This is a genomic window from Kribbella sp. CCNWLW201, assembly GCF_037203805.1.
GTDB lineage: Bacteria > Actinomycetota > Actinomycetes > Propionibacteriales > Kribbellaceae > Kribbella.
Genome location: NZ_JBBCBQ010000012.1, coordinates 122,008 through 139,552, shown reverse-complemented (window position 1 = coordinate 139,552; position 17,545 = coordinate 122,008). Strand labels below are relative to the sequence as shown.

General features: G+C 66.4%; 11 protein-coding genes. 3 read left to right on the top strand and 8 right to left on the bottom strand.

Annotated elements, in window-relative coordinates:
* Positions 1-114: 114 nt before the first annotated feature.
* Genes V9K99_RS36865 through V9K99_RS36855 form a run of 3 tightly spaced genes read left to right on the top strand, consistent with a single transcriptional unit; the run spans position 115 to position 5,329 of the window.
* Positions 115-3,618 (top strand): NACHT domain-containing protein, encoded by a 3,504-nt coding sequence (locus V9K99_RS36865; RefSeq protein WP_337010649.1) that lies wholly within the window; start codon positions 115-117, stop codon positions 3,616-3,618.
* Positions 3,618-4,145: a SigE family RNA polymerase sigma factor gene (locus V9K99_RS36860; protein WP_337010651.1), complete on the top strand. Its 528-nt coding sequence runs from the start codon at positions 3,618-3,620 to the stop codon at positions 4,143-4,145. The genes V9K99_RS36865 and V9K99_RS36860 overlap by 1 nt, the downstream gene beginning before the upstream one ends.
* Positions 4,142-5,329 (top strand): hypothetical protein, encoded by a 1,188-nt coding sequence (locus V9K99_RS36855; RefSeq protein WP_337010653.1) that lies wholly within the window; start codon positions 4,142-4,144, stop codon positions 5,327-5,329. Before V9K99_RS36860 ends, V9K99_RS36855 begins: the two co-directional genes overlap by 4 nt.
* 7 nt (positions 5,330-5,336) lie before the next feature.
* On the opposite strand, the gene V9K99_RS36850 is transcribed toward V9K99_RS36855, so the two are convergent.
* From V9K99_RS36850 to metH, 8 genes are all read right to left on the bottom strand, one after another.
* Complete coding sequence (locus tag V9K99_RS36850) at positions 5,337-6,422, bottom strand: ABC transporter ATP-binding protein (RefSeq protein ID WP_337010655.1); 1,086 nt, start codon at positions 6,420-6,422, stop codon at positions 5,337-5,339.
* A gap of 14 nt (positions 6,423-6,436) precedes the next feature.
* On the bottom strand, positions 6,437-7,501 hold the full coding sequence (locus V9K99_RS36845; protein ID WP_337010657.1) for an ABC transporter ATP-binding protein: 1,065 nt from the start codon (positions 7,499-7,501) through the stop codon (positions 6,437-6,439).
* Positions 7,498-8,511 carry an ABC transporter permease gene (locus V9K99_RS36840; RefSeq protein ID WP_337010659.1) on the bottom strand — a complete coding sequence of 338 codons (1,014 nt, stop codon included), beginning with the start codon at positions 8,509-8,511 and terminating at the stop codon, positions 7,498-7,500. The genes V9K99_RS36845 and V9K99_RS36840 overlap by 4 nt, the downstream gene beginning before the upstream one ends.
* Before the next feature lie 96 nt (positions 8,512-8,607).
* Positions 8,608-10,386, bottom strand: coding sequence for an ABC transporter substrate-binding protein (locus V9K99_RS36835; protein WP_337010661.1), 1,779 nt, complete (start codon positions 10,384-10,386; stop codon positions 8,608-8,610).
* Between the two features lie 55 nt (positions 10,387-10,441).
* Positions 10,442-11,434, bottom strand: coding sequence for an ABC transporter permease (locus V9K99_RS36830; protein ID WP_337010663.1), 993 nt, complete (start codon positions 11,432-11,434; stop codon positions 10,442-10,444).
* 252 nt (positions 11,435-11,686) lie between these two features.
* Positions 11,687-13,249, bottom strand: coding sequence for an ABC transporter substrate-binding protein (locus V9K99_RS36825; RefSeq protein ID WP_337010665.1), 1,563 nt, complete (start codon positions 13,247-13,249; stop codon positions 11,687-11,689).
* A gap of 67 nt (positions 13,250-13,316) precedes the next feature.
* Positions 13,317-13,967, bottom strand: a complete 651-nt coding sequence (locus V9K99_RS36820) for an HAD family hydrolase (RefSeq protein ID WP_337010667.1) — start codon at positions 13,965-13,967, stop codon at positions 13,317-13,319.
* On the bottom strand, positions 13,964-17,446 hold the full coding sequence (gene metH, locus V9K99_RS36815; RefSeq protein WP_337010669.1) for a methionine synthase: 3,483 nt from the start codon (positions 17,444-17,446) through the stop codon (positions 13,964-13,966). The genes V9K99_RS36820 and metH overlap by 4 nt, the downstream gene beginning before the upstream one ends.
* Positions 17,447-17,545 lie beyond the last annotated feature (99 nt).

Sequence of the window (17,545 nt, the reverse complement as noted above, 5' to 3'; positions counted from 1 at the left end):
GCCGCCAGGAGCAGCATCTGACCGAGTTGGTCGGACGCTGCCTCGCGCTGGCAGTCGCGACCGGACACCGGTAGCTTGTGGATCCGTTTTCGTCTCGTACCAGGGAGCGCGTCCGTGGCTCTGTCGCCGTACACCTTCAGTGGTGCTGTGGCTCTGCTCGACTCCGACCGCAAGGCCAGCGGTGTGCTGGACAAGATCCTCGGCGGAGCGATCTTCGTCGGCACCGGCGCCGCTCTCGTCGCGGGCGGCCCGGTGGCAGGCCTCTCGGCAGCGGCCTGGCTCGCGCTGGTCGACCCGAAGAACGAAGTGTCCAAGCTGCTCGCGCCGCTGGTGAACAAGGTCTACAGCAAGCTCAAAGGAACCAACGACAAAAGCCAGCTCGAACTCATCGCCGCAGCCCACACGATCACAGTGCTTTCGTCGTACTTCGATGCACTCAAGGAGATGCTCGGCGGCGTCCACGCGGAGCTGGCCCTCACTGACAAGGACCGGGCCAGGCTGTCGGCATCCGGCGCAGGCGACGATCCGTTCACCGGAGAGATCCCGTTACCGTCGCCGCAGCTGGGCGTGACCGAGAACCTCGAGCAGAATCTCATCCCGTACTTCGAACGGCTTGCTCAGCGCACTCTCGACTTCTTCACCGGTCTCCATGCTTGGAGTCGGACCCACCTGAAGGATCAGGCGCACCTGGCGGATGGCATCGTCCAGTGTGCGGCGGCGATCTACACCAGTCGCATGCTCGAGCTCAGCCCGTCCCCGCCGTTCGCCCTGTGGCTCACGCTGAACGAGTTCGCCGCCACCAGAGGACTCATCACCACCCAGGCGGCGGCCATGGGCGAGCTCCGGACGATGCTCACGATCGCCCTACGCGGCCGGCCCGCGCCCGGAGACAGCTACCGTAAACAGTTGGCGCTGGCCGCCCAAGAGGTCCTTGATGAACCCCTGCTCCGATCCAGCTCCCGGACCGTCGCCTCCCCAACGGTTCGCGACGGTTTCGTCGGGCCGGCTTTCCAGCACGCCCTCGCAGACGATCAGTCACAACCGGCCGACGAGGAATGGTGGGACGGCGAGGAGACACACGAGTCACTAGTCGACTACCTCGCCGGCTACCTGGCCAGCGAATCCAGCACCGAACGGCCCCTACTGCTCCTGGGCCATCCCGGTGCCGGGAAGTCACTGCTCACGGAGGTACTCGCGGCTCAACTGCCGACCGACTCATTCGCAGTCGTACGGGTACCGCTCCGCTCCGTCAACCCCGACGACGAGCTGGCGATCCAGATCAACAAGGAATTGCAACGCGCACTGCTGAAACCACACGCGGATCTGGAGGAGCTTCAGCGGGAGTGTGGACCGTGCGACGCCTGTGTACAGACCGGCCACCCGGCAGCATGCACGCATCGCGCACGTCTCGTCGTTCTCCTCGACGGCTTCGACGAACTCGTCCAGGCCACCGGTGCGACACAGTCCGGCTATCTCACCAAGATCGAGGCGTTCCAGAAGCGCGCCCGGACGTTGGGGTCGCCGACTTCTGTCATCGTCACCTCCCGGACCGTGGTCGCTGATCGGGCCGAGATCCCCACCGGGACGTCGATGATCAAGCTCTGCGAGTTCGACGACACCAGGATTAGGCGTTGGCTGTCGGTCTGGAACGCCGCCCACAGCCAGATCCCCGGCTTCAGCACACTCGACCTCGAAGGCCTGACCGGCCAGGAGAAGATCGCCGAACTGGCTCGCCAGCCACTGCTCCTGCTGATGCTCGCCGTCTATCTGGCTGAGCTCGGAACCAACCAGCTGGGTGGCGCCGACCTGACCCAGAGCACGTTGTACCAACGGATCCTCAATCGCTTCATCACGCGGCAGGTGACGGAGAAGACCGCGCCGGACGCCCCCGAGAACGAGCAACGGCGCCTGGAGACCGAGCAGCGAAGGCACCTGCAGTACGCCGCCATCGGCATGTTCAACCGCGGTCGCCAGCACATCACCGATGGCGAGCTGGATGCGGACCTGAACGCCCTCGAACCACGGAAACAGGAGCCGACCGCAATTCAGGCTCTGAGTCCTGCACACCGGGTGCTCGGTGAGTTCATGTTCGTCCACAACGCCAAAGCAGACCGCGACCAGCGCGCCGCGTACGAGTTCCTACACGCGACGTTCGGCGAGTTTCTCGTGGCCGAACTCGTCATGCAACTACTCAGCCGGCTGATGCGCTACCGCGAACTCGAAGCCACGGACCCCGGCCTGCACGCCGGCCAACTCGACGACAGCCTCCTACGCCGCCTCCTGAGCCACCAACCACTGAGCACGCGCCTGCCAACCCTGATCTTCGCCAGTGAACTTGCGAATGACCTCACGCCCCCGCAACACCAATCCTTGCTTGCCACCATCACCGAGCTACTGCAGGCTGAGCTGTTCCGGCCGGACACGGGCGACGAGCTCTACAGCCCGCTTCCGTATGACCCAGTCCGTCGGCGCGCCTGCTACACCGCGAACCTCACGTTGCTCCGGGTGCTCCTGGACCACAATCCCGTTCCGGTCGAGGAGGTTGTCGGCACGACCTCGCGCGATCAATGGGAACGAGTCGTCCGCCTCTGGCGAGCTGGCCTGGACAATCAGGCCTGGGTCAGCATCATGCACTCTCTGGGCACTGTCGCTCACCCCGACGTTCCTCCTGACGCTCTGCTGCTGACCCGCCGGATCTTCAGCGAGCACGAGGTTGCGGTGAACGAGGCTGAGCTTCTCGGTGATCGCCTCGCGATGGCGATCATGCTGACCGGTGCGCCGGGCACCCTGGCCGTCGATGATCGCTGGAGCGATGCGGACCTGACGACTATCAACAACGTCGCCAGAATCCTTTTCACGACTACTGGCACCCCACACCTCGGCGAGTTGCTGCCATTCGATCTGGAGTGGTACGAGTCGCTGATCGCCAACGCAGGGTCTCGGCGATCACCTCTCAACAACAGCGTCAAGCGAGCGATTCTGATCCTGCTCTCACGAGTGGCGACAGATCTACCCCACGACTACATCAGGCGACTGCTCGCGCTGGCTCTTCCTCCTCCCGGTCCTCTGAGCTACGGGCCGGAACTGGCGGCCGTCGTCGCAGCCAAGCCGGCCCTGTTGGAGGACGTTCCGGAGCTGCGCGGCTTCATCGCCGACGTCGAGGCCGGCAACGCGTCGGCCGTGGTCGCATTCCTGTGGTATGCCGAACAGCGTTCCAACGCACCTGAGCGCGGACAGCTTCAAGAGCTGCGACACCAGATCGACCTTCGCCTGATCGACGAACTACCCTTCAGCTTCAACTCCGGCTACTTCGCCCCGGAGTTCGTGACGTACTTGCGACTGGAACGGCCCGAGCACTGGATTGGGAACCGGCACGGGGACGCGCTGTTCGAGGACATCGAACCCGACATGCTTGCCAGCATCGCGCCGGAGGATGCGCTGTACCTGATGGAGATCTGGCCCTCGCTGAGCTTTCTCGAGGCCTATCTGGAAGGTCGAGGGATCGACCGGGAGCCGGACACACCACTCCTCGATGTGCTCGAGGCCTACGCCGCCGCGAATCCCAGCCAACCGTTTGGGCGCGCTGGCGCGTCAGGGGGGTTAGGTAGCGGGGACTGATGGAAGGGGCCTACGTGGGTGGTGGGGAGGGGTTTGTGGAGTTTGCCCGGGGGCGGCATGGGGCCCTTTATCGGTATGCGTATCTGTTGGCCGGGGAGCGGGGGTTGGCTGAGGATCTGGTGCAGGAGGGGTTGGTCAAGACGTATGTGGCTTGGCGGCGGATTCGGGATCCGGGGAATGCCGAAGCGTATGCGCGCCGGGTGATTACCAACACCGCGATCACCTGGTGGCGGCGGACGGCTTGGCGGGCGGAGCGGCCGAATGATGATCTGCCTGATCAATTGGCGCCGGACGAGGACACCACGTCGCGATTGTGGCTCTGGCATGAGTTGCAGCAGTTGCCGCCGAAACAGCGGGCGGCGCTCGTGCTCCGGTACTACGAGGACCTGACCGAACCGCAGACCGCGGAGATCCTCAACTGCTCCGTCGGCACCGTGAAGAGCCAGGTCTCGGCCGCGCTGAAGAAACTGCGCGCCCGCCTCGGCGACGATGTCGCCCTCCCTGACAAGGCAGGAACCACGCCATGACCGATCTACTCAAGGACACGCTCGCTGAGCAAGCCGCCAACGCTGAGGCGCCGGAGCTCGATCTCGCCACCATCATCAGTACCGGAGACCGCCGGATCCGCCGTCGTCGTACAGGCGCCATCCTCGGTACGACGTTCGTCGTGCTGGCCGTGGTCGCGGCAGGCCTCACCACCGCGCGGATCATCCGGGATGACGCCGAGCCGGCCGTCACCCCACCGATCCCGTTCACCGAACGCCGTCCGACCTATGCACTCGGCGGCGTGATCCACTTCGGCGACACGACGATCCGGACCGGGGCGGCCCGCATCGTGCGGATGGTGCAGACCGACGTTGGTTTCGTGTACACGGAGAACACCGGCGCGATCAAGCTGGCCGACGGGAAGACCACCCGTCTCCTCGCCGACCGCGGCGACCACACCAGACTCCTTGCCGAGGGCACCGTCGTCGGATGGGAGGAAAAGACGGGCGCCGACAACCGCACGGACGAGTACCGCACCATCATCAAGGACCTCCGGACCGGCGAGGAGATCCTGCGCGTCGAGCACGGAGACGGCAAGACCAGCTCCTCCCTGCCCGGCAACCCCGACCTCGGCCGGATCCTCGCCCTCGACGGCGGCTTCGCCTATTTCTCCGTCACCGGCGGGTTGTACCGGGTCGATCTCGCTGCCCGAACGGGCCGGCTGATCGCTGCCTCGAAGCCATCCATCAAACCCGTGACCGTAGCCAACGGCCGGTACATCTACGTGTCGCAGGGCCCCGAAGGCATTGGTACCTACATCCTCATCGGGCCGTCACTGGACCAATCGGTCGCACAGGCGCTGCAACGGCACTCCGGCCTCCGTCCCACCGCCGAGATCTCCACGAACGGTTCGTTCCTGATCACCGGAGAGCAGGAGGGCTTCCTCTCCGGCGTCATCGACCTCAAGGTGTACGACGAAACCGGAGGACTGTATCGAGGACAGCCCTCCGGCATCCAGCCTCAGCGGTTCGGCCAATGGCTGTCTGACACGACCTTCACCGCCATCCCTGTCAAGGGCACCAAACAACCCCTCGACCTGGTGACCTGCACAGTCACGATGCTCGGCGCCCCCATCTCCTGCAAGACCAGCTTCCGGGCGATCGCGCCGGTGAGCGCACTGCAGGAGCTCGTCCTACCGGACGGACGCACCCCCAAAGACGGCTAAGCCGTCCTCAGGCGGGGTCGGTGTCTGGGCTCGGGGCCGGGGCCACCGGCTTGTCCGACGGCTGGTTCTCCGGGAAGTGGCAGGCGGCCTGGTGGCCGGGGGCCAACTGGAGGAGCGGGGGCTCGGTGGTTTTGCAGATGTCTTGGGCTTTCCAGCAGCGGGTGTGGAAGCGGCAGGCGGGCGGTGGGTTGATCGGGCTCGGGACATCGCCCTGCAGCCGGATCCGCTCCTGCTTGGCCTTGCGCTTGGTGTCCGGGATCGGGACCGCCGAGAGCAGCGCGACCGTGTACGGGTGCATCGGCTTCTCGTACAGGTCGACCCGGTCGGCGAGCTCGACGATCTTGCCCAGGTACATCACCGCGACCCGGTCCGACACGTGCCGTACGACGGACAGGTCGTGAGCGATCATCACGTACGTCAGGTCGAACTCGCTCTGCAGGTCCTCGAGCAGGTTGACGACCTGCGCCTGGATCGACACGTCCAGCGCGGACACCGGCTCGTCGGCGACGATCAGCTTCGGCCGGAGCGCGAGCGTCCGGGCGATCCCGATCCGCTGGCGCTGACCGCCGGAGAACTCGTGCGGGTAGCGGTTGTAGTGCTCCGGGCTCAGGCCGACCAGCTCGAGCAGCTCCTGGACCGCCCGCTTGGTGCCGTGCTCGGTCTTCACCTTTTGCAGGTGGTACGGCGCACCGACGATCTTGCCGACCGTGTGCCGCGGGTTCAGCGAACCGTACGGGTCCTGGAAGATCATCTGGACGTCGCGCCGCAGCGGACGCATCTTGCCCTCGCTGAGGTGGCTGATATCCCTGCCCTCGAAGATGATCTGACCCTCGGTCGGCTCCAGCAGCCGGGTGAGCAGCCGGCCGGTGGTCGTCTTGCCACAGCCGGACTCCCCCACCAGCGACAGCGTCTCGCCGCGGGTGACGTTGAAGGTCAGTCCGTCGACCGCCTGGACCGCACCGGTCTGGCGCTGCAGCAGGCCCTTGCGGATCGGGAAGTGCTTCACCAGGCCGTTGACCGATAGCAGCTCCTCGCCGAGCTTCGGTGCGGTGACGCCAGGGACGGCGAGGGGGTCGGTTTCAGCAGTCGTCACAGTCGTCGTCCCGTTCACAGCTTCGGCTTGATGTCGGTCTCCCAGGCTTTCTTGCGCTGCTCCGGGGAGAGATGGCAGGCGACCTTGTGACCGCCGCCGATGTCCAGCAGCTCGGGCGACTCGGTCTCGCTGGCGCCGCCGGTCAGGTGCGCGTAGTTGCAGCGTGGGTTGAACGCGCAGCCGGTCGGCACGTTGATCAGACTCGGCGGCGTGCCCTTGATCGGGATCAGCCGCTCACTGCGCTCCCGGTCGATCCGGGGCATCGAGCCGAGCAGACCCCAGGTGTACGGGTGCTGCGGGCGGTCGAAGATGTCCTCGGCCGAGCTGTACTCGATCGCGCGGCCGGCGTACATCACCTGGATGTCGTCGGCCAGCTCGGCGACCACACCGAGGTCGTGGGTGATGATGATGACGGCCGAGTTGAACTCGCGCTGCAGGTCCCGGATCAGGTCCAGGATCTGGGCCTGCACGGTCACGTCGAGCGCGGTGGTCGGCTCGTCCGCGATCAGCAGGTCGGGGTCGCAGGACAGCGCCATCGCGATCATCGCGCGCTGCCGCATCCCGCCGGAGAACTGGTGCGGGTACGCGTCCACCCGCTTGTCCGGCTGCGGGATGCCGACCCGGTCGAGCATCTCGATCGCGTGCTTCTTCGCGACCTGCTTGCTCACCTGGTTGTGCACCCGGTACGCCTCGATGATCTGGTGCCCGACGGTGTAGTACGGGTGCATCGCGGACAGCGGGTCCTGGAAGATCATCGCCATCCGCTTGCCACGCAGCAGGCGCACCTCTTCGCGGGTGGAGGAGATCAGGTCCTGGCCGTCAAGGAAGATCTGGCCGCTGATGTTCGCGACCCCGGGCTTGTGCAGCCCCATGATCGACAGGCTCGTCACACTCTTGCCCGAGCCCGACTCCCCCACGATGCCCAGGGTCTGGCCCCGCTCGAGCTTGAACGAGATCCCGTCAACGGACTTCACGATGCCGTCGTCGGTCGGGAAGTGCACCTTCAGGTCACGGACATCCAGGAACGCCTCACCACGGTCGATCCGCTCAACAACGGTGTCCTGTTTCGGTTCGGTCACTGGATTCGCACCCTCGGGTCGACAACGGCGTACAGGAGATCGACGACCAGGTTCGCCAGCACGATGAAGAACGCGGCGACGAGTGTCACCCCGAGCACCTTGGGCAGGTCGTTCGCCCGCAGGGCGATCACGGCGTACTGACCGATTCCGGGCAGCGAGAACGTCGTCTCGGTCAGGATCGCACCACCCAGCAGCAGGCCCAGGTCGAGACCGAAGATGGTCAGGATCGGGGTCAGCGCAGACCTCAGGCCGTGCTTGATGACGACGGTCCGTTCGGTCAGGCCCTTCGACCGCGCGGTCCGGACGAAGTCCTCGTTCATCGTCTCGAGCATGCCCGCCCGGGTGAGTCGCGCGTACGCCGCGGCGTACAGGAAGGCGAGCGTGACCCAGGGCAGGATCAGGTCGTACGCCCACTCGAGCGGATTGGACGCGTCCATCGGGTTGGCCCCGCCCTCGGCCGTCCAGCCGAGACCGTAGCTGAAGATCGACAGCGCGAGCAGACCGGTGAAGAAGATCGGTAGCGAAACACCCGCCAGCGCTACCGACATGAGTGATCGGTCCAGCACCGACCCACGTTTCAGTGCGGAGACCACGCCGGTGCCGACGCCGGTGAGCAGCCAGATCAGGGCCGCTCCGAACGCCAGCGACGCCGTCACCGGTAGTCGGTCGACCAGGTCCGGCCAGACCGGCTGCTGGGTCAGGAAGGAGTAACCGAAGCACGGCGCCGGGCAGCGCTCGGTGGCCGGGCCGTAGTTGAAGTCCTGGCCGACGATCAGGCCTTTGACGAAACGACCGTACTGTTCGTACAGGGGGTCGGTGAAGCCGAGCCTGACCGCCGTTTCGTGGATCTGCGCCTCGCCCGCGCTTTTGCCGACATAGCGCGACGCCAAGTCGTCCGCGGTCGCACCACCCAGCCGGGGCACCCCGAAGAAGATCGAGAACGTGACGGCCGTGACGATGAAGAGCAGGACCACTGCTCCGATCAGCCGGCGAACTAAGTATGCGAACACCTGGTCGGCGTGGTGGCCGGTGATCCCTGGGAATCACCGGCCACCGCTAGCCTTCACCTACCTCTGAATGAAGAGTCGATCGGACGGCGGAGCCGATTACTTCGGAGCGACACCGACCGCGGTGTAGTCGTACATGTTCTGGCTGTCGCTGATGAACACGTTCGTCAGCGAGTCCGGCCGGTACAGCAGGCCCTTGGCCCAGATACCCGGCAGGACAGCAGCCTGCTCCATGACCTTCTTGTCGACGTCGACCCAGATCTTCTCGCGGGCGGCCTTGTCGGTGGTCTCCAGCGCCTTGTCGATCAGCGCGTCGACCTCGGGGATCTTGATACCGAGGTTGGTGTTACCACCGGCGGCCCGGATCACCCGGCTGTCGACGATCTGGCTCAGGAAGCCGAAGCCGTCCGGCCAGTCAGCACCCCAGCCGTACACGATCAGGCCGAGGTTGTTGGCCTTCGCGAAGTCCGGCTTGCCGGCGTACAGCTTGGTGTAGTCACCGGTCGGGTACGGCTTGGTGGTCAGGTTGATCCCGACCCGCTTCAGCGACTGCTGCAGCGACTCGGCGGTCGCCTTCTCCTTCGGCCGGTCGGCCCGGTAGCTGATGTTGGTGCTGAAGCCGTTCGGCTGACCGCACTTCGTCAGGGCTTCCTTGGCCTTCTCGATGTTGCCGTTCTTGTCCTGCTCGAAGCCGTAGTCGTCGAACTTCTCCGCGCCCGCGACCAGCGGCGGCATCAGGTTCGTGGCGATGTCACCACCGACCGGACCGCCGTACGCACGCTGGTAGCCCTCGTGGTCAGCGGCGTAGAGCACGGCCTTGCGGCACTCGACGTTGTCCATCGGCTTGACCTCGCTGTTCAGCACGGTGAACCACAGCCGCGGCGCCGGCGCGTTGTCGGCGTGCGCCTTGAGGTCCTGGTTCGCCAGAACCTTCGCCTGGGTCTCGGCGGTCACACCGGTACCGGCCATGTCGATGTCGATGTCACCGGACTGCAGCCGGTTGTCGATGTCGGCCTGGTTCACGTTGTACGCGACGGTGATCTTGTCCGGCAGCGCCTTGCGGCCCGAGTTCGGGTCGGTCGCCGGGTCGTACTGATCGTTGCGGACCAGCGTGATGCCCTTGTTCGGGTCGTGGCTCTCGAACTTGTACGGGCCGGTCGAGATCGGGTGCAGCTGGTACTTCGTTCCGGTGTCCTTCGCCGCCGGCACCGGAGCGGTGGCCGGCAACTGGGCGAAGTAGTCGAAGCCGGCGAACGGCTTGTTCAGGTGGAACACGATGGTCTGGTCGTCCGGCGTCTCGATCGCCTTCGCGAGACCGGCCAGCGCCTTGTCCTTGTACGGGCTGAAGTCCTTCGGGACGTCCAGGAGGAAGTCGTTGAAGTACGTCGGGCCGTTCGGGAACGTCGTCTTGTCCAGCGCCCGCGCGACGCCGTACTTGACGTCCTTCGAGGTCACCGGCGTGCCGTCCTCGAACTTCACGCCCTTACGGATCTTGTACGTCCAGGTCTTCGCGTTGTCGCTCGGCACACCGAGGCTCTCGGCGAGGTCCGGAACGACCTCCGTGCCCTCCTTGCCCGGAGCGGACTTGAAGACCGTCAGCGGCCGGGCGTAGTTGCGCAGGAAGTTCCAGGACAGGCCGTAGTAGGTGTCGGCCATGTCCGTGGAGTCCCACTTCTCACTGATGGCCATCCGGAGGGTGCCACCCTTTTGGTCCGTCGGCTTGAACACCTTGTCGACGGCCGCGTTGTACTCGGCCTTGGTGGCGTCGCCGCCACCGCCGGTACCGCCACCTCCGTTGTCGGAGCCCCCGCAAGCCACCAGGCTCAGTGCGACGGCCGCACTGACGGCTGTTGCCGTCGTGATGCGATTCCATCTCATCTCTTGTTGCACCCCTTTTTTCGTGAGAGCCAGGCTCCCTGGTTGGAGAGAAGTCCTATCGCGACCGGGGGTCGAGGGCGTCCCGTAGCCCGTCGCCGAACAGGTTGAAGGCCAGCACCGTGATGAAGATGGCCAACCCGGGCGGAACCATGTAGAGCGGGGCGACCTGGTACCAGTTCGCCGCGCCGGAGAGCATGTCGCCCCAGCTCGCCGTCGGCGGCCGGACACCGACACCGAGGTACGACAGACCCGCTTCGAACAACACGTTGGTCGGAATCAGCAGCGTCGCGTAGACCAGGATCGGCGCCACCAGGTTCGGCAGCAGCTCGGTGAACAGGATGTACGGCCGGCGCGCGCCCAGGCTCCGGGCCGCGTCGACGAACTCCCGCTCCCGCAGCGACAGCGTCTGGCCGCGGATGATCCGGCCGATGTACGGCCAGCTGAAGAACCCGATGATGAAGACGATCAGCGCCACCCGCAGCGCGTCACCCTCGAGGCCGAAGGCCGAGTCGGGGATCGCGCCGACCAGGGCGAGTGCGAACAGCACCAGCGGGAAGGCCAGGAAGATGTCCATCAAACGGCTGATCAGAGTGTCGATCCAGCCACCGAAGTAGCCGGCGATGATCCCCATCACCGTGCCGATCACGACCGACAGCAGGGTGGCCAGGAAGGCGATCAGCAGCGAGATGCGAGCGCCGTACACGATCCGGGCGAAGATGTCGCGGCCGTTCACCGGCTCGATCCCGAACGGGTGGTCCCAGCTGATCCCGTTCCACTTCGCGATCGAGGTCTGCAGCGACGGGTCGACCAGATCCTGGTGGAAGTCGTTCGGCGTGACCCCGACCAGCTTGCAGATCAGCGGCGCGAAGACCGCGACCAGGATCAGGAACACGACGAAGCAACCGCCGACGATGGCGACCTTGTCGCGCTTGAGGCGCATCCAGGAGATCTGCCACAGTGACCGGCCCTCGATCTTGCGGACGCCTGCGAGCACGGCCTCCGGCTCAGCTGCCGACGATCCCGGCTCGACCTCGAGTGGCGTGCTCACGCGGTGGGTTCCCCCTGACTCATTCGGTTGAACCGGAACGAAATCCGGTATGGCTGCCGCCTTAACCTGCCGCCATTACACGCTGGAGTCAAACGCGGAAAGTGCTGCGTTGCCCGATCGTGACCGTCAGGAAATCGTCCCGTATCGTGGACATTCGGCAGTAAACCACGCTGTGGCACCCTGGGTCGCCAACGCTTCGCCAACCGTTACTGTCATGGCATTTTTGTGTCACGCCCGTGATTACCGGCCTGACTACAGGCGGAGGCCGGACAGATACAGGAACGAGAGCGGATTCAGCGCCGTCGCGACGTTCTCCAGGTTCTTCCCGGCGACCACCGTGAACCGTCCCTGCCAGACCGGGATCACTGGTGCGTCCGACGCGAGCACTCCCTGTAACTGACCGAGCAGCTCCTCGCGCTCGAGCCCGTTCTGCTCGGTCGTCTCCTGCTCCAGCAGCCCGGTGGCGGCGGACGACCTGTAGCCGTTGTTGAACACTGCACCGGTCCGGACGAACGGCGCCAGGTAGTCGTCCGCGTCCGGATACTCCGGGATCCAGCCGCCGTGGTACAGGTCGTACGCCCCGGCTTGGGTGGCCTGCTGGTACTGCGGCCACTCCGCGCTCCGCAGGGTCACCTTGAACAGCCCCGACGCCTCCAGCTGCCGCTTCAGCTCGAGCACCTCGTTCTTCGCGCCGGCGCCGTACTCCACCGGCGTCCAGCCGACCGTCAGCGGCACGGGTACGGCAATACCGGCCTGCTTGAGGATCGCGGCGGCCGCGACCCTGCTCGGCTCCTTGTACTCCGTTTTGAACGCGTCTGTCTGCCCGCCGAACCCGGGTGGCACCACCGAGTACAGCGGCGTCACGTGGTCGCCGTACGCCTTCTTGACGATCGCAGGCCGGTCGATGAGTTGCGCGACGGCCCGTCGTACGGCGGGCTTGCGCGCGGTCAGCGACTTCATCTGGAACGCGAAGAACCGGATCGCGGCGTAGTCCGACTCGACCACCTGCACCTGGTCGGACTTGCGCAGCTTGTCCAGCATGCTCGGGCCGAACCCGTGGAACGCCAGGTCGGCCTTCCCGGTGGTGAGCGCCTGGTACAGCGCGGTCGAGTCCTTCAGCAGGCTGATCTCGACGCCGTCGTTCCGCGTCCCGCGCGGGCCTTTGTACTTCTCGAAGCGCGTCAGCGTGAGCTCTTCACCCGGCCGGTACGCCGACAACTGGTACGGGCCGCTGCCCATCGCCTTGGTGTCGAGCAGCTTGTTCGCCGGGTAGAACTCCTCGTCCACGATCGAGCCGGCGGTCGTGGTCAGCAGGTACGGCAGCCGCGCGTCCGGGCGCTTCAGGTTGAACACCGCGGTCAGGTCGTCCGGCGTACTCACCGAGGTCAGCGACGAGAACAGCGCGGCCGGTCCGTCCGGGGTCTTCAGCCGCAGCATCCGCTCGAAACTGAACTTCACGTCCGACGACGTCAACTCGTGCCCGTTCGGGAACGTCAGCCCCTCCTTCAGGCTGCACGTGTACGTCGTCGGCGAGTCGAACTGGCAGTCCGCGGCATCCGGCACCGGGGTGGGCTTCCCGGGCATGATCGTGAGCAAGGTCTGGTACAGGTTCGCCTGGACGGTGCGCGAGCCCACGTCGTACGGCCCGGCCGGGTCCAGTGAGCTGATCGTGTCGGTCGTGACGACCCGCACGATCATCGCTTTCGGCGTCTCGCTGCCCTGGTGCGGCGCGTTGTCGTCCGGCTCGCCACACGCGGCCAACGCCAGTACGAGCGCGGCCGTCACCGCGACCCGGCACCACGACACGATCACCATCTCACCCTTCCCCAGCCCTCTGTACCCCAAGTAACTGCCCCCGAGGGCACCAAGTGACGGTAGCGCTTCAGCGGAGCAAGTTGCGCAGTGACTCCGGTGTGATCGGCTCGAGTGAGTCGACCACGAGCCGCCTGGGCGCCTCCGGGATCGTCACCCACTGCGGTACGGCGACCACGTAGGCGCCGGCCGCCGTACCGGCCTCGGTCCCGGTGTTCGAGTCCTCGATGACCACGCACTGTGCCGGGTCGACGCCCAGCTTCGCGGCCGCGGTCAGGTAGGGCTCCGGATGCGGCTTGCCGTGCGTCACCTCGTCCCCGGCGACGATCACGTCGAACTGGTCCGGCGGCAGATGCGTGAGCGCCGCGTCGATCATCACCCGGTACGACGCCGACACCAGAGCGCAAGGTACTTCCTCTTTGCGCAGGGCCTGCAGCAGCTCGAACGCACCCGGCCGGAACTCGACCTCCTTGCGGAGCGCCTCGACCACCTCGCTGAACATCCGCTTCGCCAGTTCCTCGGCCGTGATCGCCCCCGCGGGGATCCGCGACATCCACACCTGCACGGCGTCGCGTAGATCACTGCCGACCAGTTGCATGCAGTCGTCGACGGTCCAGGTCGCGCCGAGCGAGCCGAGCAGCTCGATCTGCACCTCCGCCCAGACCTTCTCCGAATCCACCAACGTCCCATCCATGTCCCACAACACAGCCTGAAGTGTCATGAGGCGTTGAAGTACTTGGCTTCGGGGTGGTGAACCACCAGGGCGTCGGTGGATTGTTCCGGGTGCAACTGCAGCTCCTCCGATAGGTGTACGCCGATCCGTTCCGGCTTCAGCAACCGCACCAGTTTCTCGCGGTCCTCCAAGTCCGGACATGCCGGGTACCCGAACGAGTACCGCGAACCCCGGTAGGCCTGGTCCCGGAGCATCCCGTCCAGGTCGCCGTCATCGCCGCCGAAACCGAGCTCATCACGGACCCGGGCATGCCAGTACTCCGCCAGCGCCTCGGTCAGCTGCACCGACAATCCGTGCAGCTCCAGATAGTCGCGGTACGCGTTCCGCCCGAACAGCTCGCCCGTCACCTCGGCGACCTTCGGCCCCATCGTGACCAGGTGGAATGCGACCACGTCGAGCTCACCGGACTCCCGCGGTCGGAAGAAGTCCGCCAGGCACAGGAACCGGTCGCGCCGCTGCCGCGGGAACTCGAACCGGTGCAGCTCGGCGTGATCGTCCGGATCGAGGACGACGAGCGCGTTCCCCTCCGAGTAACACGGCCAGTACCCGTAGACGACGGCCGCCTCCATGATCCCCTCGGTCAGGATCCGGTCCATCCACAGCCGCAGCCGCGGCCGTCCCTCGGTCTCGACGAGTTCGTCGTACGACGGGCCGTCGGCACCCCGCGTCCCCCGCAGACCCCACTGGCCGAGGAAGGTGGCGCGCTCGTCCAGGTAGCCGGCGTAGTCCGCGAGCGGGATGCCCTTCACGATCCGCTCGCCCCAGAACGGCGGCACGGGTACGACGTTGTCCACGGCAACATCCGATCGAGCCGGCACCTCGTCGAGCGGCCGGTCCAGCACCCTGGTCGCGGACCGGACCCGGCGTTCGCGACGCTCGGGCAATGCAGCACCTGGCACACCTCGCTTCACGGCCATCGCCGCGTCCATCAACCGCAGTCCCTCAAACGCATCCCGGGCGTACCGGACCTCACCCTCGAACAGGTTGCCGAGGTCCTGTTCGACGTACGCGCGAGTGAGTGCGGCTCCGCCGAGCAGGACCGGCCAGCGCTTGGCCAGGCCGCGCTGGTTCAGCTCCTCGAGGTTCTCCTTCATCACCACGGTCGACTTCACCAGCAGGCCGGACATGCCGATCACGTCGGCCCGGTGCTCCTCGGCCGCCTCGAGGATCGCGTTCACCGGCTGCTTGATGCCGAGGTTGACCACGCTGTAGCCGTTGTTGGTCAGGATGATGTCGACCAGGTTCTTGCCGATGTCGTGCACATCGCCCTTGACCGTGGCCAGCACGATCGTGCCCTTGCCCTCGTCATCGGTCTTCTCGATATGCGGCTCGAGGTAGGCGACACACGTCTTCATCACCTCGGCCGACTGCAGCACGAACGGCAGCTGCATCTGCCCGGAGCCGAACAGCTCGCCGACGACCTTCATCCCGGCGAGCAGATCGTCGTTGATGATCTCCAGCGCCGACTTGGTCGTCAGCGCCTCGTCCAGGTCGGCCTCGACTCCGTTGCGCTCGCCGTCGATGATCCGCTGCTTCAGCCGCTCGGCCAGCGGTAGCGCGGCCAGCTCGTCCAGCTTGCTCGCCTTCAGATCCGAGGCCTTCACGTCCGCGAACAACTCCAGCAGCCGCTGCAGCGGGTCGTACCCGTCTCGCCGCCGGTCGTAGATCAGGTCGAGCGCCGCCTCGCGCTGATCGTCCGGGATCTTCGCGACCGGCATGATCCGGCTCGCGTGCACGATCGCCGAATCGAGCCCGGCCTGCACGCATTCATGCAGGAAGACGGAGTTCAGCACGTGCCGCGCGGCCGGGTTGAGGCCGAACGAGATGTTCGACAGGCCGAGCACGGTCTGGACGTCGGGCCGGCGCCGCTTCAGCTCCCGGATCGCCTCGATCGTCTCGATCCCGTCCCGCCGCGACTCCTCCTGCCCGGTCGCCAGCGTGAAGGTCAGGCAGTCGATCAGTACGTCGTGCCCGGCGATCCCGTAGTCGCGTTCCAGCGTCTCGAGCAGCCGCTCCGCGATCGCGACCTTCTTGTCGGCGGTCCGCGCCTGGCCCTCCTCGTCGATGGTCAGCGCGACGACGGCAGCGCCGTACTCCTGAGCCAGGCCCGCGATCCGCGCGAACCGGGACTCCGGCGCCTCGCCGTCCTCGAAGTTCACCGAGTTCAGCGCACACCGCCCGCCGAGCATGTCGAGCCCTGCCTGCAGTACGGCGGGTTCGGTCGAGTCGAGCACGATCGGCAGCGTCGACGCGGTGGCGAGCCGGCCGGCGATCTCCTTCATGTCGGCGACCCCGTCGCGGCCGACGTAGTCGACACACAGGTCGAGCAGATGCGCGCCGTCCCGGATCTGCGCTCGCGCGATCTCGACGCAGCCCTCCCAGTCCTCGGCCAGCATCGCCTCGCGGAACGCCTTCGACCCGTTCGCGTTCGTCCGCTCCCCGATCGAGAGGTACGACGTGTCCTGCCGGAACGGCACGTGTTGGTACAGGCTCGACACGCCCGCCTCGGGCTGCGGCTCGCGTTGCCGGATCGCGCGGCCGCCGACTCGCTCGACCACCTGACGTAGGTGTTCGGGCGTCGTACCGCAGCAGCCGCCGACCAGGGACAGGCGGTAGCTGTCGACGAAGGTCTCGTGCGCGTCGGCCAGCTCTTCAGGGGTGAGTGGATAGAACGCGCCGTCGGCGGTGAGCTGTGGGAGGCCCGCGTTCGGCATACACGTCAGTGGGATGGTCGAGTGCTTGGAGAGGTAGCGCAGGTGCTCGCTCATCTCCTTCGGGCCGGTCGCGCAGTTCAGCCCGATCAGGTCGATGCCGAGCGGTTCGAGTGCGGTCAGGGCCGCGCCGATCTCGGAGCCGAGCAGCATCGTGCCGGTGGTCTCGACCGTCACCGAGACGATCACGGGGATCGTCGAGCCGGCGGCGTCGAGCGCTTTGCGGGCGCCGATCACGCTGGCCTTGGTCTGCAACAGGTCCTGGGTGGTCTCGACCAGGATCGCGTCCGCTCCCCCGTCGATCAGTCCGCGCGCGGTATCGGCGTACGCATCCCGCAAGGTCGTGAACGTGGTGTGACCGAGAGTCGGCAGCTTGGTACCCGGGCCGACGCTGCCGAGCACGAACCTCGGGTGTTCCGGTGTCGACGCTGCCTCGGCCGCCTCGCGGGCCAGCCGGGCGCCGGCCTCGCTGAGCTCGTAGATCCGGTCGGCGATCCCGTACTCCCCCAGGTTGGCGAAGTTCGCGCCGAACGTGTTCGTCTCGACGCAGTCGACACCGACGTCGAAGTACGCCCGGTGGATCTCCCGGACCACGTCCGGCCGGGTCAGGTTGAGGATCTCGTTGCAGCCCTCGTGCCCCTCGAACTCGTCCAGCGACAGGTCGTACGACTGCAGCATCGTGCCCATCGCCCCGTCGGCCACCACCACGCGCTCGGCCAGCACGCGGCGCAGATCGGGTCGGCCGGCTCTGGACACGGAACCTCCAGCGATCGGGGATGGACACCGATCTCACATCGTAATCGGCCCCGCGACACTTTCCGCTGGAGGTGAAACCGAGGCGCACGCGACCGCGCG